A 20,854-nucleotide genomic window follows, 5' to 3' on the forward strand; every position below is an offset into this window, starting at 1 on the left:
GGACTAATTCACCAGTTTTTTACTAAGCTCCTGAAGTGCTACCCCCAATCGAGGACTAAAACCAGTCAGCAGTTGCCCGTCCATTTCAATTACTTTGCGATTACGCCCCGCGTTTGTTTGCGCAACACCCTGCACCTTTAGCAGTCCATTCATGCCACCCAGACTTTCTAAGCCGCTGGTAAATAACAGGATAACATCGGGGTTTGCGGTCACCAGCGCTTCGGGCGTAAGCGCTTTGAAGTTTTCAAAATCATTGGTTGCGTTTTGCCCCCCTGCAAGTTGAACGACTTTTTCGATGGGGGTATTACGACCCGAAACCATCATGGTCCCGGTGCCACGTGCATAGATAAACAGCACTTTTTGGGGCTTGGAAGGCTTTTTAACTTTTGCCAGATCGGCATCTAACTTCCGAATGACGGTCGCCGCTTTTGCTGAAACGCCAAATGTTTTGGCAATCTCCGTAATCATTTTCTTGGCACCGGCAACGCTGTACTCCTGCTCAAAGAGCACCGTTTTCACGCCCGCGCTATTAAACTGTTGAACCAGTTCTGGTTTTACATCCATACCGCTACCAGCCTTTGTTTTGGCGCCAACTACAATCGTCGGGCGAAGTGCAAGCACGGCTTCAGCTCCAATGTTTCGGTTATGGCCCACTTTTGGCGTTTTTTCCATTGAGGCCGGATAAGTGCTCGTCACATCAGTACCCACAATCTGGTTCTGCAACCCCAATTCACACAGAATTTCTGTCACTGTTCCATTCAAAGAAACAATGCGTTGACTGGTATTCTGAGCGTGGCTGTCAAGACTAAAGAGGACTAAAAAACCTCCAATCAGATAGGAAACTCGACGTAAGATGGCTTTCATGGCCCAAATATATTATTTAGACCATTTATAAATAACTTTTTTCTACTTTTTCTTTGCCTTTTAGGCCAAATCAACTACTTATTTCCTTGTTTAAATGACTGTTTATTAGCGTTTTACTTAAGTTGTGAGGATATCTATTTGAGCATTGCTACTATATATGATTAACTAAGAGAATATAATAAACAACAAATTGCACTTTTCCCTAAATCTCAATTCTATACTGTTATCTGTTTACTGATTATCCATAAATCACAATATAAGTTTTACTTTCAATTATTTTTCAATACAAAAACTTAGTCTTTTACATTAAATTTATTTTTTATTCTTATTTTTTGATATAAATTAAAATATATTATATAATTGCTTTCTGTTGCAATAAGAGACAAATTCTATTATTTTTCTCCTCATACAACTATATTTGAGTATTATACGGTTATATTTTACTTATTTTGAGATGTAAATATTAAAAATAACTTATTAATAATCTCGCTATATTATTGTACTATTTTAATCTTAACAGAGATTTTCTTTATATTATTGCTATTGGTTCTCATTTAGTGTTGTAACCGAACTAGGAATGAATTTACCCTCGTACCAAGTGTTATTACTCATCATTAACTAACTAAAATTATACCATGACATCTACATTCTCACGTCGTGATTGGCTAAAGTCAGGCTTGCTGGCTTCGGCAGGCACGTTAGTTCTTCCTTCCTTGAGTCAGCAAGCTGAAGCAGCCTCAGTATCTGGCCCTTACGGCGCAGTTTATTTGGAACGCCACCGCGAATTGGCTTATCAGGCCTATTTGTCAGAGGCTCCCCAAATCAAAGCGCGCCTTTCTTCAAACGAGAACCCCTGGGGACCTTCTCCAAAAGCAAAAGAAGCTTTGGTTAAATCAGTTGATTCATCTTTTATGTATGCAGGACCGGTGGTTGGCGAACTGCGCAAGCAACTGGCTGCTGAAGCTGGCGTTCCTGAAGATCATATCTTATTAGGTGCTGGTTCTTCCGAACTGTTAATGGGCAGTTTGATGCTTTACGGACCTAAAGGTAAAATCCTGATGGCTGACCCCTGCTACATCTCGAACCGGGATGACCGGGGCGATAACTCTGGAATCGCTTTCGACAAAGTTCCGCTAACCACAGAGTACCAGTACGACCTTCCGGCTATGGCTAGTCGGGTCGATTCGAAAACCAGCATGGTTTATGTTTGCAATCCCAATAACCCAACGGGCGTCATTCTACCAGCCGATCAGCTGCGATCTTTCTGCGAAACAGTGTCTCCCAAGACAACCGTTCTGGTGGATGAGGCTTACATTGACTACGCCAAAGACCCTAAAACGGAATCCATGGTAGACTGCGTTCGTAAAGGCCAGAACGTGCTTATTTTACGAACAATGTCTAAATTACACGCCTTTGCGGGACTGCGGGTTGGCTACGCCGTGGCAAAACCAGAAATCCTGAAAGAACTGCGTAAATACTGCTCGGGTGGTTTTTCCATCTCAACGCCTTCGGCAGCAGCGGCCATTGCCAGCATCAAGGATACCGAATTCCAACAAATGACTTTAAAAAATACGCTTGAATCGAAAAAATACTTGTACGACTTTTTGAAGCAATCAGACTATACCTGGCTGCCTTCTTCCGCTAATTTTGTTCTATTCCCACTCCGCATGAAGGGCCAGACTTTCACCAAGGGTATGATGGAGCAAGGGGTTAGCGTGCGCCAGTGGGAGTTTGATCAGCAGCATTGGTGCCGCGTCAGTATTGGTACTATGGACCAAATGAAAGCCTTCACGGGGGCCTTTCAGAAGGTAGTTAGCTAAAAAATAAAGAGCGAAATGGTGGAAGAGCGAAAGAGCGATTAAGTGGGCCTATCCATGCTCCGCTGATACCGCCATCACTCTTTCACCATTTCGCTCTTTCACTCTTTGAAACTTTTTCAATGACCAGACGTAACTTCATCGAACGCTCTGGATTGTCGTACATGGCCATGATGGGCCTTGGCCTCATTCCCGAAGCACCAGCGGCTCCTTTTGCACCCGAAAAAACGGTTGTCGGTAAAAAAGTTATCATTTTAGGTGGTGGGCTGGCTGGCCTGTGCTCGGCCTACGAATTAGGGAAATTAGGGTACGACTGCACCATTCTGGAAGCTCGTTCCCGCGTTGGCGGGCGGGTCTGGACCGTGCGGGGCGGAACAACCGAAACTGAGATTGGTGGCCAGCCACAAACCTGTCATTTTCAAGATGGCCATTATTACAATGCCGGAGCTGGCCGCATCCCCCACACGCACGCAATTACGCTGCACTATTGCCGCGAACTAGGTCTTAAACTTGAAGCTTTCATTAACGTCAACGAATCCGCGTACTTATACATGGAAGGTACCGGCCAGTTGGCCAATAAAGTGGTCCGGCAACGCGAATTCCACAGCGACTTACGGGGCTTCACCGCTGAGCTGTTGGCCAAAGCAACCAACCAGGGAGTACTCGATCAGGAAATGACGAAAGAGGACGTGGAACAACTCATTTCCTTTTTGGAAGCCGAAGGCGACCTTTCCCCCAACAAACTCTACAAGGCTAGCGAACGACGCGGTTACAAAACTCCTCAGGGCGGCGGCAACAAACCAGGCGAGTTCACCGAAGCCTACCGTCTATTGGATTACATTCGTTCGGGCATGTTCCACCCATCGGTTTCCAACATCGGAGAATATACGCTTTATCAGCAACCGCCTATGCTCCAACCTATTGGCGGGATGGATCAAATTCCCAAAGCATTCGAAAAGGCCCTTCCCGGCAAAATTGTTTACCAGGCGGAAATTAAGGAAATCCGTAAAACGCAGCCGGGTATACGAATCGTGTACACCGATAAAAAGACCGGTAAACCGAAAGAAGTTACGGGCGACTACTGCATATGCACCTTGCCGTTACCTATTTTACGGCAGCTTGAATCCGATTTGTCCCCCCGCGTTCAACGGGCGGCGGATTTTGTCCTTTATATTAACACGGGAAAAATAGGATTGCAGTTTAAACGCCGCTTCTGGGAAGAAGACGATCACATTTACGGCGGTCTGTCCAAGACGAATATGGATATCAACCAGATCATTTATCCATCTCAGGACCTACTGGGTAAGGGCGGGGTGTTGTGGGGATATTACAATTTTAACGACAAAGCCGTAAAGCTGGGCAACCTAAGCCCCAAAGAACGCGAGACCCTGGCACTTGAGCAAGGCAGCAAGCTGCACCCGCAGTACAAAAAAGAGTTTCAGGCATCGTTTTCACTGGCCTGGCAAAAGATTCCGTACAACCAGGGAGGCTGGGCAAACTGGTCCTCAGAGGCACGATCACGCCATTACAAAGCCTTGATTGAACCGGATGACGACATCTATTTTGCTGGCGAACACGTTAGCTACCTGACTGCCTGGATGGCGGGCGCGCTCGACTCGGCACGCGAGGCGGTTACCTCCCTGCACAAACGCGTTAGCGAGCAGGGCGGACAGACGAGCCGTAAATAGGCTTGGAATTGTTCAACATAAATGGCTAATTTTGACGGTTGACAGGCTTATTCAGCTTTATAAGTCAACCATCCATCCTAAGCATCATTACAAACTAATTCTCTTTTGACTCATGAAAAACATTCTCTGCGCAGTTGCCATACTTTTTTTGACGGTTTACGCCAACGCTCAGGAGGCTAAGCGCGGAATCACCGCAACCGAGTTTGCGTCGGTAAAAGCAGTGACTTTTAAGAATATTGAAAAAGATTCGTACCTGAAAACCGGCGGGCTAGTTTTTGACCGAAATGATGAGAAGCCACCTTACGTCTTCAAATTCAGTGACGGCATCGAGCGCCGCATTTATATGTTTAACGTCTTCGCGGCAGAGGGCATGAAAAACATCGGATCGCTAGCCGTTTACTATACCCCGAAAGATGGTAAAATGCAAAAAATCTGCATCCCTAATTCGGAGGCGGACAAGGCAATCTGGGGCCAGTACATTGACGATCTGAAAGACGCCGCTAAAGCCGCTGATGGCTTCGCTGTTTGCCTGGCGTTTACGCTTTCTAAAGAATCATCGGGTCCTGTCAAAAGTGGTGAACAGGCTTCAGCCGGAAAAGACCATAATGAATTTTGCTTCCCGGCGGATGCGTACATATTGATGGCCGATGGTACCGAAAAACAAATTGACCAGGTAAAAGCAGGCGAAATCGTTGCTGGATTAGGCAATAACACGGTCAAAGCCGTAGACGTACATAAAGGTCAGTTTTCCCTGACGAAAGTGCAGGTTCTACCCCACGCGCAAGTCTGGGCTTCCCGCGTACTCGCCAGCGGTCTGATTGAACTGGAAGGCACTGCCAACCATCCCGTTTTAACGCTGACAGGCCGCAAAACCATTGGATCGCTCGTGAAAGGCGACATTTTGTTCGTTGAAGATGCGGCGACCCGCACGTATCAAATGGCCACTGTTACTACAATTCAAAAGGATGCCCGCGTTGTTGATCAGGTATTTAATCTGGTTACTGAAGGAGGCATTTATGAAGTAAACGACAGCTTAGTGCTTGATAAATAAACGTTCTCCGATTTTAATTTTGACAATCAACAAGGGCAAACGGCATTCGTTTGCCCTTGTTGATTGTCGCCGTTTACACAAAAAAAGGGCCTTGTAAGCTCTAATTCAGGATTGCGTTGTAGCTTGCTGCCATGATCCGATTTGGTTTTTCTTTTCTTTCCCTAGCGCTCTTCTTACTTTGGCAAGGTTTCTACCAGACCGCGCTTGCCCAAACCAGTACAGAGAAACCCATCCGCTTTGCCTTTGTTACGGATACCCACGTTGGCGCACCGGTTACGGCGGCGGAAGACCTGCAACGAACCGTCAACGACATTAATACATTACCCAACCTTGACTTTGTTGTCCTGACCGGCGATGTCACCGATTTTGGCTCGGAGCAGGAATTTCGGGCGGCTAAAGCTATTCTGGACGGCCTCCGGGTAAAATGGTATATTTTTCCGGGAAACCACGACACAAAGTGGTCGGAGAACGGCTGTAACAGCTTTCGAAAAATTTTCGGCGCCGAACGATTTGATTTTACGGTTGGGAAATATCGGTTTATTGGCTGCGGCAGTGGTCCAAACATGCGTATGGCACCGGGTCTGGCCGCGCGGGAGGACGTTCTTTGGGTTCGTTCCATTGCCGAAAGCATGAAAGGCTCCGACCAGCCGGTCATTTTTATGAACCACTACCCCCTCGACGATGCGCTAGGGAACTGGTATCTCCTTATTGATGAGCTAAAAAAGATCAACGTGCAGGCAGCATTTTGCGGGCACGGTCATAGCAACAAAAAACTGAATTTCGAAGGCATTCCCGCTGTGATGGGCCGCTCTAACCTACGCGCCAATCAGCCGGGAAATGGTTACAATTTGGTTACCCTCGCCAACGATACCTTAACCTTTGCCGAGCGAACCCAAGCAACCGACGGGCAGAGCATGATTACCAAGCAGCCCTGGCACACCATTCTCCTCCAGAATCACCATTTCCTGGCTGACAAAAAAAACTACCCTCGCCCATCTTTCCAGGTTAATGAGCAGTACCCGCAGGTAAAAGTAGTTTGGGAGAAACAAGATAGCAGCGATGTCGGGGCCGCTATTGTGGCTGACAAACAGGTGGCTATTTACCCCAATACGCAAGGCTATATTACGGCGTTATCCCCCGATAACGGGCAGGTTTTATGGCGATTTGCTACCCAGGGCAAAGTCTATTCCTCACCGGCGCTGCACAAAAATCGCGTGGTCGTTGCGTCAACGGACGGGACGATTTATTGCCTCGATAAACGGACGGGCAAATCGTTGTGGAAACAGGAAACTGGTTACCCCATTGTGGCCTCTCCACTCATTGACGGAAATACGGTTTACTTAGGAAGTTCAGAAGGCAAATTTCGGGCGTTGGCTCTGCGGGATGGGTCTGTGCGCTGGGAGTTTAATGATGTCAATAGTTTTGTGGAGTCGGTGCCGGTTGCTGATAAAGGCAAGGTTTATTTTGGCTCCTGGGGGTCTTCATTTTATGCCTTAGACAAAAAAACGGGCAAACTGGCCTGGCGCTGGACCAATGGGAAAGGGCGGAATTATTCACCAGCAGCCTGCATTCCTGTGTTGGCCAACGGGCGAGTTTTTCTGCAAACCCCCGACCGGACGGTCACCGCTCTCGATGCAGAAACGGGCCAGGAAATCTGGAAGTCAAACCGACACAAAGGTTTCGAGTCCATGGGCGTTTCGGAAGACAAGTCGTTGATTTATGTAAAGTGCATGCAGGATTCTGTCTGGGCTATTTCCACCAAAACCGGCGCCGGGGAAGGTGAATGGTTTGTCAACTGTGGCTATGGCTACGAGATTTCGCCGGGACCCATCACCGAAGCCCAGGGAACGCTTTACATTCCTACGGATGATGGCTTCGTTTACGCCGTTGATGCTCAAAAAAAGCAGCTGATTTGGGCGCATAAACTGTCAAATGCCATGATCAATAAAATTTGGGCCTTACCTAATAAGCAATTGCTAGTCACCACAATGGATGGCAAACTAGTCCGGTTGCAAAGCCAATAATTTTTCAGTTGCCTAAGCATTCATTTTCACCTCTAATCCCCATGAAAGTCCGCGTAAAAATTTGCTGCATTAGTAGCGTAGATGAAGCCAGAATAGCCATTGCTCATGGCGCTGCCGCTCTTGGTTTGGTAGGCCATATGCCGAGTGGGCCAGGCGTCATTACCGACGACGCTATTTTTCAGATTGCCCAAACCGTGCCCCCTCCCATTGCTACGTTTCTGCTAACTAGCGAAACAGAGGCGGAAGCCATCATACGCCATCAGCAAAAAGTACGGACAAACACCATCCAGTTGGTAGATGCCGTTCAACCCGGAACGTACGCTGCCCTGCGTAAAGCCTTACCAGGCATTAAATTAGTGCAGGTTATTCATGTATTAGACGAAGTAAGCCTCCACGAAGCGCTGACCGCCGCCGAAGAAGTTGATGCGCTTCTTCTTGACTCGGGCAATCCGAATCTGGCCGTAAAAGAACTTGGCGGAACGGGGCGGCGGCACGACTGGTCAATCAGTCGGCAGATTGTCGAACAGAGTCCGGTGCCTGTTTTTCTGGCGGGTGGCCTCAATCCTGAAAACGTTGCGGAAGCCATCGCTTCGGTCCGCCCCTTTGGTCTGGACTTATGCAGCAGCGTGCGTACGGACGGAAAACTCGACCCGATTAAACTAAAACGATTCTTTCAGGCGGTCGATAGCGCTCAATAAAGTAGCACAGGATAACTTCTTTATCGGGAAACCTTACTTTTCTGGTTCTTGATAGCAGACACCGTTATATTGCAGGAAATATAACGCTTCTAACAGCCCTGTCCTGCATGCATTTTCTCTTTATAAATTATTCGGTAAGGTTCAGCAAGCAAAAGCAGTACTTTCTTTGCTTGACTTTTCTGCTGGCTTTTCCTCTATTTTCGCTTCGGGCTCAGCCTGCCCTGGCCGTAACCGGCGAAGTGGCCAAGCCCCTCACTTTAGCAGCGGAAGCAATCAGGGGGCTTCCCCATTCGGAAATCACGGCCAAGGATCGGGATGGCAAAGAGCATCGTTACAAAGGTGTTCCTCTGGTTGATATTCTGCGACTTGCCGGTGTTTCACTCGGTGGTGATCTCCGGGGCGAAAATCTGGCCAAATATGTTTTGGTGAAAGCCTCGGATGGGTACGAAGTTTTGTTTGCTTTGCCCGAAATCGACCCTGATTTTACAGTTCGAACCATTTTGCTGGCCGATGCTGCCGATGGTGCGCCTCTCCCGCAGGGCGTTGGTCCTTACCGTCTCATTGTTCCCGACGAAAAAAAGCCCGCCCGCTGGATACGGCAGGTGGCAGCCATCGAGGTTCGATTCGCTAAATAAATACTAACTTGATGAGGCAGTTGCGGTGGTTATTGGGCAGTTTTACGGGTATCGGAGCGATGGCGCTACTAGCGTGGTCACCGGCTCGTGAGATCCTGCATTTACCCAAAAATCCTAGGACATCGCAGCTAGAGCCTTACCCGTTTATTTATCCCGCCGCCTTCGGTAACCGTTTTACAATTCCAGATAACAATCCGTTAACGAAGCAAGGAGTCTACTTAGGGCGCCTTTTGTTTTACGAAACCCGGCTTTCTTCAACCAATAAAATTTCCTGCGGGAGCTGTCACCAGCAACACCGGGCGTTTACCGACGGGCTTCCCTTTAGCACAGGGGTAAGTGGCAGACCGACGCGCCGCAATTCCATGTCGCTGGCGAATCTGCTTTGGGTCCGTAACTTTTTCTGGGATGGACGGGCCAGGAGTCTGGAAGACCAGGCACTAATTCCCCTGTCGCATCCCGACGAAATGGGCCAGCCGGCGGTAGTAGCCGCCCGAAAACTGCAACAAATGGCTTTGTACCCGCCCCTCTTCAAGCAGGTTTTTGGTTCCGATATCATCACGCCAGAAAGAATGATTAGAGCCATTGCTCAGTTTGAGCGCACGCTTATTTCCGCCAATTCGCCCTACGATGCTTACTTACGGGGCCAGTACGTTTTATCGGAAGCCGAAAGTCGGGGTTTGAAGTTATTCACGACGGCTCCAGCCATGGAACGCCAAGTTCGGGGTGGTAACTGTGCGCATTGCCACGGAGGACCTAAACTTTATCAGGAAGTTTTTCACAACAATGGCTTAGATCGTATCCCTAAGGATCCAGGTCGCCGGGAAATTACGGGTATGGAACAAGACCAGGGCCGTTTCCGCGTTCCGACACTTCGCAACATTACGTTGACGGCCCCTTACATGCACGACGGCCGCTTTGCCAGCCTGGAAGAGGTTCTGGATCATTACAGTGATCATATTCAGGCTTCGTCTACGCTTAGTCCTGAGTTAATGCCTACCGACGTGAGCAGAAACCAAATGACACCACAGGAAAAGCAGGACCTGATTGCGTTTCTTCATTTATTTACGGATCAGGGATTCATTACGAACCCCGCCTTTTCGGACCCGCATCTTACCCATTTAAGTACTCAAAAATCCAGTTTGCCTCCCCAAAAAAGTCAATCCTCGCCTCGTACTCCATGAAAAAAATTATTCTTCTTTTCCTCCTGCTTCCTATTAGTTTGGTGGCTCAGCCGCTTCGGGTTGCTGTGGCAGCCAACGCCCAATTTATGATGAAGGAATTATCGGCGGCCTTTCAGAAAAGCCGGGGTATTGCCGTGGAATCCATAGTTAGCTCATCCGGAAAATTAACAACTCAAATCCAGCAAGGCGCTCCCTATGATGTGTTTCTGTCGGCTGATGTTTCTTATCCGCAAACACTCAATAAAGAAGGATTAACGCTCACGCCGCCAGTTATTTATGGCTACGGCACACTGGTTTTATGGACGCAGGGAGCAATAAAGCTGGATAAAAATTTAAAATTCCTGACCGATCCGGCAGTTCGCCACATTGCGATTGCTAATCCCGCTCTGGCTCCCTACGGCGAAGCGGCGATTACGCTCATTCAAAAACAAAAGTTACTGGAACACTTAAAGGCTAAACTCGTGTACGGCGAAAGCATTTCGCAGGTGAACCAGTACATTTTAACGGGTTCGGCGGAAATAGGATTTACGGCAAAATCGGTGGTTTTGGACCCGAGCCTACGCCAGAAAGGCCGCTGGCTCGAACTTCCCACTTCGGACTATCAACCCATAGCGCAGGGCGTTGTTATTTTGAAACGAACGACGCAGCCGGCGGCGGCCAAACAGTTTATTGAGTTTCTGCAAACTCAACCGGCACGGCGTATATTGCAAAAATTTGGTTACCGCTTACCCAAACCCTAACGCATGGCTGTTGACTGGCAACCCATTTTTTTAACCTTACGCTTGGCTGGCATCACCACGTTACTGCTTCTTGTAATTGGCGTTCCGTTGGCCAGCTGGCTGGCTTTGAGCCGTTTCCGCTTAAAACCTGTAGTCGAAACCATTATTAGTCTGCCATTGGTCCTCCCACCTTCAGTACTGGGTTTTTATCTTTTGCTAGCCTTTAGCCCAACCAGTGACCCAGGAAAATGGTTACTGGAAACCTTCAATCTGCAACTCGTTTTTTCCTTTGAGGGGCTGGTGGTTGCATCTTTGATTTACAGCCTTCCATTTATGGTTCATCCGGTTCAGGCGGGCCTGGAAAACCTACCGGCATCGTGGCGCGAAGCCTCCTACACGCTCGGTCAATCGCCTTTTCGAACGCTTTATAAAGTACTACTGCCCAACTGCAAACCCGCCTTGCTGACGGGCATTGTGCTTTCGTTTGCGCACACCATTGGCGAATTTGGCCTGGTTCTGATGATCGGCGGCAATCTTCCGGGCCAGACTCGGGTGGCTTCCATCGCCATCTACGATGAAGTTGAACTTCTGAATTTTGAAGCAGCGCACGCCTACGCCGCCTTATTGCTGAGCCTTTCCTTCACTATTTTACTACTAGTCTACTGGTTTAATAAACGCGTAACTTTATGATTCAACTCGAAGCGGTCATGGATCGATTTTTTGCGTCGGGGATCAATGAGCTTCGCGTTAAACTAGAGCTGGCGAAAGGCAACTTAACCGCCTTGATCGGGCCTTCGGGTTCTGGAAAAACCACTCTTTTACGTTTACTAGCGGGCCTGGAAACGCCTCGGCAAGGTTATATTTCTGTAGATGGCACTCCCTGGCTGGACACGCAAGCCAACATCAACCTCTCTCCCCAGCGCCGCTCCGTGGGCTTTGTTTTTCAGGATGCCGCCTTGTTTCCCAACATGAGTGTCCGCCAGAACATTGCCTACGTGGCACCTTCGGGGCAGGAGCCTTTGGTTGCTGAATTACTCAAGCGAACCGGTTTAGAACCGTTTGCCGATAAAAAGCCAGCCGCGCTTTCGGGCGGGCAGAAACAACGCGTGGCCCTAGCCCGAGCGATGGTTCGGCGGCCAAAAATTCTATTGCTGGATGAGCCTTTTGCGGCGTTGGATGCAACCGCCAGCCAGTGGCTGCGTGAGATGTTGTTACAGTTTCACCAGGAATGGGAAACAACAACGCTACTAGTTAGTCACCATGCTCCGGACATTAGCCACTTGGCCGACCGGATTATTCAGCTTGTACACGGGCAAATCGTCAGCGATCACAATAACTTGGAACAAAGGCAATCCCCTTCGATCACGGAGCTGATTCAGCACATTGATTACGACCCCGTTCATCAGCAATGGACCATCCAGACAGATTCCACGCAGCTCGTTTCCAAAAATCCGAACTGGCGTCATCTAAAGGTCGGTGACTCCCTTCGGATAAACGGCCAGACCGACCGATAAACACAAAAATAGCTACCCGAATTGCATCGGGTAGCTATTCCATTATCTGAATTGGTAATGTAAATTATGCAATAAAAACCAGTTTCTTTTCTTAGGAGGGCAAGAATCTACCGATTGTTTCTTCGCCCGCATGTATCCATCTTTTATGCAATTTCGACGTCATCTGCTGCATCTCTCTAAAGCTATTTGGCTTCACCAGGAAACTCGCGACGCCTAGTTCATGACACCGCGCCCGATCCGAATCCGTACAGCTTGTCGACAGCATGACCACCGGAATTTTGCGCAGATCTGGCGATTTCTTCAGCAGCTTCAAGGTTTCAAAACCATTTAGCACCGGCATGTTCAAATCCATAATCAGCAAGTGCGGCAAATCGCCCAATGAGTCCGTTAAATAATGGACCAACTCCTGGCCATTGGAAAACGTAAAGATCAAACACTCAGGATATGCTTTCTGAAAAGCCTGCCAAATTAGAAAACGATCATCTTCATCATCATCGATGATATATACCAGATAAGCCTCTTTCATCATGTTGGTTTCGGTTTATGACCTCAGAAAAGATAACCCCTGCTCAGAAAACAGGGGCTATACCACAATCCTTACTCTTCAGCGTAGCTGAAACTTTCTCTCTCATGAGCGACGAGCGTGCAAGCACCCTCATCCAGTGGCTATGTTTCCAGCAAAGCTGGTTCTTGGTTCTTCTTCGATCTATTAATCAATAATTTACGGCACCAGCTAAGTAGCTGAAGACGTTCCAGGTGCGACAACCATTTCAGAGCCTTTCTAAGCTCCTTCCGGAAAAGTCGCCGGTCGAACCGGACTTTTTCCAACACAACCTTACTATATTCTAACCAGGACATATCGTTTCAGTTGTTATTTAACGAAGATACGTCAAGTGCGGTTAGAGGACACTTAAAGCTAGCTTAGAAAAAAATTAGAATTCTTCTGCGGTCTGCAAAGCGGGTTTAAGTATGGCCGTTTTTCGGTAAAAGAACCGGTAGATAATGGGGAAAACCAGCAAGGTCAGCACTGTAGCCGTGATCAAACCACCGATGACCACAATGGCCAACGGCTTCTGCGTTTCTGAGCCAATCCCGGTTGAAATGGCCGCCGGAAACAGTCCAATAGCCGCCATCATGGCCGTCATGACCACCGGGCGAACCCTCGACTTCACACCATCCCGAATTGCTTCATCGAGCGGTTGTCGGTCGGCGCGGTTCTTATTGAAGACCGAAATCAGAATCACCCCGTTCTGAACGCAAATACCAAATAAAGCGATGAATCCCACCCCGGCAGAAATACCGAAGTTCATGCTGGTTGCGTGCAGGGCCAGAATCCCGCCGATGAGGGCAAAAGGCACATTGAGCAAGACCAGCCCCGCGTCTTTGGCATTTCCAAAGGTGATGAACAGGATGACGAAAATGGCCGCCAGACTAATGGGTACGACCTGACTCAGCCGTTCCGTAGCCCGCACCTGGTTTTCAAATTCACCCACCCATTCGATGGAATAATCTTTGGGAAGATTAACTTTTTCGGCAACGCGCCGCTGGGCTTCGGCAATGGTACTCCCCAAATCCCGCCCGCGAACGGAGAATTTAACACCGATAAACCGTTTATTCAAATCCCGGTAGATAAAGGCCGGACCTGTCATTTTACGAATGGTGGCGATTTCACTCAACGGAATTTTACCCCCCCGCATCGTCGGCACCATCAGACGCATAATGTCATCTTCGTGGCGGCGGTACTGCTCCTGATAACGAATCCGAATGTCGAATTTCCGCTCACCTTCGTAGAGAACCGATGCGGTTTTCCCTCCAATGGCCATCTCAATTACAGCCTGAGCCTCGGCGGTTGAAACCCCGTAAAGTGCCATTTTATTGTCATGAAACAAAACACTGATCTCCGGCTGACCGACATTTCGAATGACGCCTAAATCCCGCACACCGGACACGTCCTGCACGGCTTTCATCACCTGGCGGGAGTATTTTTCCAGCTCGTAGATATCTGGCCCAAAGATTTTTATCCCGTTACTTGCCTTGTAGCCAGCCACCGCTTCGGCTACGTTATCAATAATAGGCTGGGAATAATTATACAGGACACCCGTGTAATTTTTCAGCTTTCGGTCCATCTCGTCGGTTAATTCCTCCACCGAAATCTTGCGCCCCCAATCGCCTTTGGGTTTTAAATCCACCTGAAACTGGCAGAAATAGAAGCCGTTGGGGTCGGTCCCATCGTTGGAGCGGCCCACCTGCGAGAGCACCTGCTTTACTTCCGGGAACGTCTGCAAATCCTCGCGAATGTTTTTGGCCATTTCGACGCTTTTTGGCAACGACATACTCATGGGCAATTCGGCGGTTACCCACAAAGCCCCCTCATTGAGCTGGGGTAGAAACTCCGTACCCAACAGAGTCGTTGAAAAAAACGTGACTCCCATAAACAGCAGCGCCAGCATAAAACTCAGCTTCTTCCGGGCGTAGCACCACCCAAAACCTGCCATGACAATGCGGTCGAAGAAGTTGACGATGGGGTTATTTTTCTCGCGAACATTTTTCCGCAGTAGGATTGAGCACAGAACTGGCACCAACGTCAGGGTATACAACAAGGCACCCAAAAGGGCAAAACCCAACGTCCAGGCCAGGGGCGAAAACATTTTCCCTTCTACTTTTTGAAAAGAGAAAATGGGTAACAAAGCAGTGATAATGATCAATTTAGAGAAGAATACGGCCTTCCCTAACTCACCTCCGGTTTTCTTGATCAGTCCCAGCTTGGCCATGCGATTGAACTTATCCATGCCTCGCTTGTGGGCCAGATGATCCAGGGTAACAAAAATTCCCTCGACCATGACCACGGCTCCGTCGATGATAATTCCAAAGTCAACGGCTCCCATCGACAGCAAGTTGGCCGACATCCCCCGCATACGCAGACACATAAACGCAAATAACAGCGCCAGCGGAATGATGATGGAAACAATGACGGTAGTCCGCCAGTCGGCCATGAATAGAAAGACGATGACCGTTACCAGAATGATACCTTCGGTCAGGTTATGCAGTACCGTTTGCGTACAAAACTCAATCAGGTTATCCCGGTCATAGAAGGTCACCATCTTTACGTCTGAAGGCAGCACGCGGGTGTTTAGCTCCTCGATTTTTTCTTTTACCCGACCTAGAATTTCGCTGGGATTTTCGCCTTTTCGCATCACCACGATGCCTTCTACCACATCGTCAGATTTGTTCAGACCCACCTGCCCCACACGCGGCAAACTCGATTCGGCTACCTCGGCGACGTTTCCAACCCGCACGGGATTACCGCCCAATTCTTCAATAATAATATTTTCAATGTCCTGGCCGGAGGTTAACAGACCAACACCCCGCACAACATACGCCTGTCCGTTTCGCTCGATCACGTCACCCCCGACGTTGATGTTACTGCGCGTGACGGCCTCGTATACTTCCAGCGGCGTTAAATCGTACTTAACCAGTTGCGTGGGATTCACCCGGACTTCGTAGATTTTTTCCTGTCCTCCGAAAGCTACCACATCGGCAACGCCCGGAACAGAGCGCAATTGGCGATCAATAACCCAGTTTTGAAGCGTCAACAACTCCCGGCTGTCGCGCTTCGGGCTTTCGAGCGTATAGCGAAAAATCTCTCCGGTAGGGCCATAAGGTGGCTGCACATCGGGTTCTACCCCTTCCGGCAACGACACATTTCGCAACTGATTGTTGACCTGCTGACGGGCAAAAAAATCTTCGACATCATCTTCAAAAATGATTTTGATGACCGATAAGCCGAACATGGTGGTTGAGCGAACGTTGGTTTTTCGCTGTACGGAGTTCATGGCCACCTCAATCGGTACGGTCACAAACCGTTCTATTTCCTCCGCCGAACGGCCACTCCATTCCGTAACGACAATAATCTGCGTATTGGTTACGTCGGGGAAAGCCTCAAGCGGCGTTCGGAGGTAACTGACAATTCCGGCGATGACCAACACGCCGGTCATGAAAAAGATAAAAAAGCGGTTTTTGAGCGAAAAACCGACAATTGATCGGATGAATTTATTCATTTAGTCGTTCAGCGCGTTGTACACCAGCAGTTGATCTTTGGATATTACCTGTTCGCCTGGTTTCAGGCCAGCTCGGATATAGGCCACATCGCCCAACATTTTGTGCACTTCTACTTCGCGGGTTTCGATGTTGGAACGCCCCCGAAAAACCATCACGAAATGCTTTGACTTGTCGAAAATGACCGACGACGAAGGAATGGTCGTCATGTGCTGGCCCTCATCAAAGCGCAAAGAAACCGTTGCGTGCATCTCTGGTTTCAGCTTCTGCCCGTCGTTGGGCAGTTTAATCCGAACCGTCATGGCTTTCGTGTTTGGATCAAGCACGTTGAAGATTTTATCCACCTTCCCTTTAAATACCTGATCTGGGTAACTTAAGGTTTGAATGAAGGCTGACATCCCCAGTCCTACGCGCCCAATGTCACTTTCGTTGACATTAGCCAATACCCATACATCCTTGATTTGGCCAATGGTAAACAAATTGTCTGCATTGTCGGACCGAAGCTGGGTTTCGCGATTGACGTTTTTTTCAATCACATACCCATCAATAGGCGCCTTTACGTGGTAGACCGGATTTTTGCCCAGGCCGTAGATCCGAAAAATCTCCTTTACCCGGTCAAGTTCGGCCTGGGCTTTTTCCACCTCTTTCTGTGCGCCGATAACTTCGCGCTGCGAATTCAGTTTGCTCTCGTACAGGTCTTCGGCAACCCGTAAGTTTTTCTGGGCCAGCAACAAATCTGACTGCGCCTGAATCATCTGGCTCTCGAAGTTGGCCACTTCGCCGGAGCGAATAACGGCCAGCGTCTGCCCTTTCCGAACATAATCCCCAAGCTCAACTTCCACTTCTTCCACTACCCCACCAACGAGCGGAAAAACCTTGATTACTTTATTTTCGTCGGCGACGACCTTGCCCACCAGCGTTAGTTCACTCTGCACAGTCTGGGTCACGGCGCTGTCGATCCGAATGCGGTGCATCATGGTATCAGACAGCATAAATGCCTCCGCTTCTTCTGCCTCCTGCTTAGGTTGGCAAGAAACCGCCAATACGGCCACCATTGCCACCACAAAACTGGGAATCAATACTTTTTTCATAATTTGTTATCGGAATAAATCCTCTCCAACGACATAGTTCAACTCTTCGTAAGCTCCAATCCGGTCGGCTTTCAGGCGATTTAATTCCCGGACGCTTTCGTTATAGGTCTCAATCAAATCCACAAATTCCAGGAGCGATATATTTCCCTTACCGAAGTTTTTGGTTACCCCAATGCTGAGTTCTTCGAACTGTTCGGTAAAACGCCCCTCCACGGATTGAACCGTCCGCTCTACTTCCTGTACCTTCTGGAGCACGGTACTGACCTCGTTGGCAATCTGAAGGTGCTTGTTCTCTTCCAGACGTTTCTGGTAATCAATCTGGCTACGAGCCGCTTTGATGCCCCCCTGGTTTCGATTCCAGACCGGAATGCTCATGGCAACACCAACCCCGATGTAGTTGGAGATATAGCTTCCCTGCTGGTCGTATACTCCGCTGAGGCTAAGGTCAGGGCGAGCCAGGGCGCGTTGAAAGTTATAGTTGAGTTCAGATTGTCGGGTTAAAGACTGGCTAACTTTCAAATCAGCCCGGTTTGCAAAGGCTTTCTCCCGTAGCTGCTCGCCCGATTCAACAGGCAAACGGTAGCGAGTCAGACCCGCTTCGTTCACTATGAGGGTAATGGGCTGTTCGATGGACAGTAGCGTTCGTAAGGCTTTCTGATTCTCAGCCAGTTGAAAAACTAAATCCGTTCGGTCATTTCGCAATTGGAAGACAAGCGCTTTCAGGCGAAGCAGTTCCCGAAGCGAAACGTTAGCTTTTTCGTATTGTGTTTCGTAGGCATTAACCGTCGTTTGCAGCGTAGCAATCTGCTGGTCATACCGACGAATGGTATTCTGCTGGAAATAGCTTTCGTAGAAACGGCTCCGTAAATCGAAGCGAAGCGCCCGAAGCAAGTCCGTAAACTCGTATTCGGTTAGTTTCGCACTCTCCTCCGCCAACGCAATGCGCTTGTTGCGTTTTCCTGCCGTATAAAGAAGTTGCTGAACGGAAACGATTTTTTGTCCTTGCCGGCCCACATCCAGCACTCTATTGCGAGTTGAATTATAAGCACTTAGCTCAACGGCGACCGTAGGGTTTTCAAACAAACTGGCCTGAATAATGTCCGCCTGGCTCGCCTCTATGCGAAAGCGCTCTGCCAGCAGCAAAAGATTATTTCGGACAAAAAGGCTATCAGCCTGACCCACCGTAAGCCGTAGGGAATCCAGCGTAGCTGCCGATAGAGAAAATGTAATGCAGGAAAGAAAAAAAACGAATAGGAACCGCATAAATCAAAAAGTGCGGCACAAAGATCAATCCGCCACCTTAGAAAGGCGTAAGAGACAGATTAGAAAAAACTAAGGTCTGAATTAGAAAAAGATTAGAATTATAAATGAGGTAGCTTAACGGTAAATACACTTCCCCGGCCCGTTTGGCTTTCAACCAGAATTATTCCCTGGTGCAACTCAACAATGCGTTGGCTGATAGACAGGCCAATACCAAACCCTTCGTAGATTTTAGCATTTCCTGAGCGGTAAAACGGCTCGAAAATATGCTGAATACCCTCTGAATCAATGCCAATTCCCTGGTCCCTGAAGTCAACCCAGCAGTGGCTATTATCGGTTCGAATCTGCACCTCAACGCGGTGATCGGGGGAATATTTGCAGGCGTTATCCATCAGATTGAGCGCCACCCGCTTCAGTAATTCCTCATTTCCCTGCACCAACGTTTCGGTTTCCGCTTCGGGAATATTTACGTAATCAATGGCAACCCGATACTGCGGACGCGCCGAAATCAACTCTTCCTGCGCCAGAAACAAGACATCTTCCATCCGCACCGCCTTTAAGGTTAATTGATCCAGGTTCTCCAGGGTTCGGGCCAGGAACAGTAAACTGTTCGACAAGCCAATTAATCGGTCGGTATCTTCCAGCAGGTTTTTCATAATTTCGGTGTACTCATCGGGGCTTGGCTTTCGCCGCATACCCAGCTGAATCTCCGATTTAAGCGCGGCCAGGGGCGTACGGAGTTCGTGTGAGGCGTGCGAAACAAAGCTACGCTGTTGGTCAAAGGCCTGTTCGAGGCGTTCTAGCACGAGGTTGAAATTCATCGCCAACTGACCAATTTCGTCCTGCCTGGGGCCTTCGTTAAGGCGCTGCCGTAGATTTTTGGCCGTAATGGTTTGAATTTCCTGGTTAATCCGGTTAATGGGTTGCAGCGATTGACCCGCAAAAAAAATCCCCAACACAACCGTTACGCCAATGCCTGCCAATAGTCCCCAACCCAGCGTATACCGTAAATTAAGCATTTTATTCTTCCCAAATCGATCGTTGGCGGAGGCTAGAACCACCAGTTGCTCGCCATCTTCGTCGTACAGCAAGCCTACCAATTCGTTGTCTCCCGAAAACGTCTCGACTTCTTTTTCCTGACGCACTTCATCCAGTAAGGAAGGCTGGTAGTGGATAACCTGGTCGTCTACACTAGCATAAATCAGCTGATTCTGATTGTTAAACACCAATACTTTTTCGTCGTAAAGCGCGGTTAGGGTGTTCCGGTCAATGATTTTCAGCAAACTTTTGTCAACTTCCTTTACTTTTATGAGAAACCGTACCGTTGTGCGGGCCTTCTTTTTCAAGCGCTCGAAAAATTCCTCCTGCCGAAAATTAGCCGAAGTGAGGTAAATGGTCACGGAAAAAACCAGCAGAATTGACGCGACAATTAACGAAAATTGTAAAGCAATCCGGTTTTTTATCTTCATCTGAAATGAATTCCACCCCAAATACCGCGCAATTGAGGGAATAAAACGGGTGCGTTTCTGGTCTGGAGTAGGTATAGGAATCATAGGCAAGCATTTTTAGTCTTCCTTCATGACGTAGCCCAGGCCAGGGCGCGTATGAATTAGTTTGGGCGAAAAGTCTTTGTCAATTTTCTTGCGCAAATAATTGATGTAGACCTCCACTACGTTCGTTCCGGTATCAAAATTAAAATTCCAGACGTGTTCACTCAAGTCAATTTTTGATACCACGCGCCCCCGATTACGCAGCAGGTATTCCAGCAAAGCAAATTCGCGGGCAGTTAATTCAATCGACGTATCATGCCGTTTCACTTCCTTGGTCGTTACATTCACCACTAAATCGGCTAGCTGCAAAACCTCTTCCCGCTCAGGGCTGCGAACTAGATCCGCGCGGCGGAGACAAGTGGCCACCCGGGCGCTAAGCTCGCGAAAATCAAACGGTTTAACGATATAATCGTCCGCACCGCGCCCCAGCCCTTCTACTTTATCTTCAATTTCACCCAAAGCTGTCAGCATGATAATGGGCAAGTGCGGTTTCTCCTCCCGCAGATTCCGGCAAATTTCAAAGCCGTTCAGACCCGGCAAATTTATATCCAAGATAACGAGATCAAAGGCTTGCTGCAAAGCCAGATTTCGCCCGTTATAACCCTCGTAGGAAATATCGGTTTCGTATCCTTCTTCATTCAAACCGCGACTAATGTTTTGCGCAATCCGACGATCATCTTCAATTATCAATATTTTTTTCATGGAG

The 20,854-nt window shown here is 48.5% G+C and carries 17 protein-coding genes; 10 read left to right on the plus strand and 7 right to left on the minus strand.

Features of this window, described 5'->3' with window-relative positions; translation table 11 throughout:
• Positions 1-3: 3 nt before the first annotated feature.
• Positions 4-864: a heme/hemin ABC transporter substrate-binding protein gene (locus L0Y31_RS16295; protein ID WP_234734143.1), complete on the minus strand. Its 861-nt coding sequence runs from the start codon at positions 862-864 to the stop codon at positions 4-6.
• 635 nt (positions 865-1,499) lie between these two features.
• Here L0Y31_RS16295 and L0Y31_RS16300 point away from each other — a divergent pair.
• The 10 genes from L0Y31_RS16300 (at position 1,500) to L0Y31_RS16345 (ending at position 12,191) form a co-directional block, all read left to right on the plus strand.
• Positions 1,500-2,684, plus strand: coding sequence for a pyridoxal phosphate-dependent aminotransferase (locus L0Y31_RS16300; protein ID WP_234734144.1), 1,185 nt, complete (start codon positions 1,500-1,502; stop codon positions 2,682-2,684).
• A 119-nt stretch (positions 2,685-2,803) separates the two neighbouring features.
• On the plus strand, positions 2,804-4,369 hold the full coding sequence (locus L0Y31_RS16305) for a flavin monoamine oxidase family protein (RefSeq protein ID WP_234734145.1): 1,566 nt from the start codon (positions 2,804-2,806) through the stop codon (positions 4,367-4,369).
• A 112-nt stretch (positions 4,370-4,481) separates the two neighbouring features.
• Positions 4,482-5,420, plus strand: a complete 939-nt coding sequence (locus L0Y31_RS16310; protein ID WP_234734146.1) for a Hint domain-containing protein — start codon at positions 4,482-4,484, stop codon at positions 5,418-5,420.
• Between the two features lie 131 nt (positions 5,421-5,551).
• Positions 5,552-7,444 carry an outer membrane protein assembly factor BamB family protein gene (locus L0Y31_RS16315; RefSeq protein ID WP_234734147.1) on the plus strand — a complete coding sequence of 631 codons (1,893 nt, stop codon included), beginning with the start codon at positions 5,552-5,554 and terminating at the stop codon, positions 7,442-7,444.
• A gap of 41 nt (positions 7,445-7,485) precedes the next feature.
• Entirely contained in the window at positions 7,486-8,142 is a 657-nt protein-coding gene (locus L0Y31_RS16320; RefSeq protein ID WP_234734148.1) for a phosphoribosylanthranilate isomerase, read from the plus strand.
• Between the two features lie 170 nt (positions 8,143-8,312).
• Complete coding sequence (locus L0Y31_RS16325; protein WP_234734149.1) at positions 8,313-8,777, plus strand: molybdopterin-dependent oxidoreductase; 465 nt, start codon at positions 8,313-8,315, stop codon at positions 8,775-8,777.
• 11 nt (positions 8,778-8,788) lie between these two features.
• The gene (locus tag L0Y31_RS16330; RefSeq protein WP_234734150.1) at positions 8,789-9,958 is read left to right on the plus strand and encodes a cytochrome-c peroxidase; all 1,170 of its coding nucleotides are present in this window, start codon (positions 8,789-8,791) and stop codon (positions 9,956-9,958) included.
• Positions 9,955-10,698 (plus strand): molybdate ABC transporter substrate-binding protein, encoded by a 744-nt coding sequence (gene modA, locus L0Y31_RS16335; RefSeq protein WP_234734151.1) that lies wholly within the window; start codon positions 9,955-9,957, stop codon positions 10,696-10,698. The genes L0Y31_RS16330 and modA overlap by 4 nt, the downstream gene beginning before the upstream one ends.
• Before the next feature lie 3 nt (positions 10,699-10,701).
• Positions 10,702-11,367 carry a molybdate ABC transporter permease subunit gene (gene modB, locus L0Y31_RS16340; protein ID WP_234734152.1) on the plus strand — a complete coding sequence of 222 codons (666 nt, stop codon included), beginning with the start codon at positions 10,702-10,704 and terminating at the stop codon, positions 11,365-11,367.
• Positions 11,364-12,191: a sulfate/molybdate ABC transporter ATP-binding protein gene (locus tag L0Y31_RS16345; RefSeq protein ID WP_234734153.1), complete on the plus strand. Its 828-nt coding sequence runs from the start codon at positions 11,364-11,366 to the stop codon at positions 12,189-12,191. The genes modB and L0Y31_RS16345 overlap by 4 nt, the downstream gene beginning before the upstream one ends.
• A 91-nt stretch (positions 12,192-12,282) precedes the next feature.
• Here L0Y31_RS16345 and L0Y31_RS16350 read toward each other — a convergent pair whose 3' ends face one another.
• The 6 genes from L0Y31_RS16350 to L0Y31_RS16375 all read right to left on the minus strand — a co-directional run bounded on the left by L0Y31_RS16350 (position 12,283) and on the right by L0Y31_RS16375 (position 20,850).
• Positions 12,283-12,720 carry a response regulator gene (locus L0Y31_RS16350; RefSeq protein WP_234734154.1) on the minus strand — a complete coding sequence of 146 codons (438 nt, stop codon included), beginning with the start codon at positions 12,718-12,720 and terminating at the stop codon, positions 12,283-12,285.
• Between the two features lie 403 nt (positions 12,721-13,123).
• Positions 13,124-16,249 (minus strand): efflux RND transporter permease subunit, encoded by a 3,126-nt coding sequence (locus tag L0Y31_RS16355; protein ID WP_234734155.1) that lies wholly within the window; start codon positions 16,247-16,249, stop codon positions 13,124-13,126.
• Positions 16,250-17,338 carry an efflux RND transporter periplasmic adaptor subunit gene (locus L0Y31_RS16360; RefSeq protein ID WP_234734156.1) on the minus strand — a complete coding sequence of 363 codons (1,089 nt, stop codon included), beginning with the start codon at positions 17,336-17,338 and terminating at the stop codon, positions 16,250-16,252.
• A 6-nt stretch (positions 17,339-17,344) separates the two neighbouring features.
• Positions 17,345-18,601, minus strand: coding sequence for a TolC family protein (locus L0Y31_RS16365; protein ID WP_234734157.1), 1,257 nt, complete (start codon positions 18,599-18,601; stop codon positions 17,345-17,347).
• Positions 18,602-18,699: 98 nt separating this feature from the next.
• Positions 18,700-20,067, minus strand: coding sequence for a HAMP domain-containing sensor histidine kinase (locus tag L0Y31_RS16370; RefSeq protein WP_234737188.1), 1,368 nt, complete (start codon positions 20,065-20,067; stop codon positions 18,700-18,702).
• A gap of 96 nt (positions 20,068-20,163) precedes the next feature.
• The gene (locus L0Y31_RS16375; protein WP_234734158.1) at positions 20,164-20,850 is read right to left on the minus strand and encodes a response regulator transcription factor; all 687 of its coding nucleotides are present in this window, start codon (positions 20,848-20,850) and stop codon (positions 20,164-20,166) included.
• Between the last annotated feature and the right edge of the window lie 4 nt (positions 20,851-20,854).

The organism is Tellurirhabdus bombi (assembly GCF_021484805.1).
Lineage (GTDB): Bacteria > Bacteroidota > Bacteroidia > Cytophagales > Spirosomataceae > Tellurirhabdus > Tellurirhabdus bombi.

Bases quoted from the DNA above. Each gene is read 5' to 3' on its own strand.
- L0Y31_RS16295 (WP_234734143.1), bottom strand. From the start codon at position 864: ATGAAAGCCATCTTACGTCGAGTTTCCTATCTGATTGGAGGTTTTTTA.
- L0Y31_RS16300 (WP_234734144.1), top strand. From the start codon at position 1,500: ATGACATCTACATTCTCACGTCGTGATTGGCTAAAGTCAGGCTTGCTG.
- L0Y31_RS16305 (WP_234734145.1), top strand. From the start codon at position 2,804: ATGACCAGACGTAACTTCATCGAACGCTCTGGATTGTCGTACATGGCC.
- L0Y31_RS16310 (WP_234734146.1), top strand. From the start codon at position 4,482: ATGAAAAACATTCTCTGCGCAGTTGCCATACTTTTTTTGACGGTTTAC.
- L0Y31_RS16315 (WP_234734147.1), top strand. From the start codon at position 5,552: ATGATCCGATTTGGTTTTTCTTTTCTTTCCCTAGCGCTCTTCTTACTT.
- L0Y31_RS16320 (WP_234734148.1), top strand. From the start codon at position 7,486: ATGAAAGTCCGCGTAAAAATTTGCTGCATTAGTAGCGTAGATGAAGCC.
- L0Y31_RS16330 (WP_234734150.1), top strand. From the start codon at position 8,789: ATGAGGCAGTTGCGGTGGTTATTGGGCAGTTTTACGGGTATCGGAGCG.
- modA (WP_234734151.1), top strand. From the start codon at position 9,955: ATGAAAAAAATTATTCTTCTTTTCCTCCTGCTTCCTATTAGTTTGGTG.
- modB (WP_234734152.1), top strand. From the start codon at position 10,702: ATGGCTGTTGACTGGCAACCCATTTTTTTAACCTTACGCTTGGCTGGC.
- L0Y31_RS16345 (WP_234734153.1), top strand. From the start codon at position 11,364: ATGATTCAACTCGAAGCGGTCATGGATCGATTTTTTGCGTCGGGGATC.
- L0Y31_RS16350 (WP_234734154.1), bottom strand. From the start codon at position 12,720: ATGATGAAAGAGGCTTATCTGGTATATATCATCGATGATGATGAAGAT.
- L0Y31_RS16355 (WP_234734155.1), bottom strand. From the start codon at position 16,249: ATGAATAAATTCATCCGATCAATTGTCGGTTTTTCGCTCAAAAACCGC.
- L0Y31_RS16360 (WP_234734156.1), bottom strand. From the start codon at position 17,338: ATGAAAAAAGTATTGATTCCCAGTTTTGTGGTGGCAATGGTGGCCGTA.
- L0Y31_RS16365 (WP_234734157.1), bottom strand. From the start codon at position 18,601: ATGCGGTTCCTATTCGTTTTTTTTCTTTCCTGCATTACATTTTCTCTA.
- L0Y31_RS16370 (WP_234737188.1), bottom strand. From the start codon at position 20,067: ATGAAGATAAAAAACCGGATTGCTTTACAATTTTCGTTAATTGTCGCG.
- L0Y31_RS16375 (WP_234734158.1), bottom strand. From the start codon at position 20,850: ATGAAAAAAATATTGATAATTGAAGATGATCGTCGGATTGCGCAAAAC.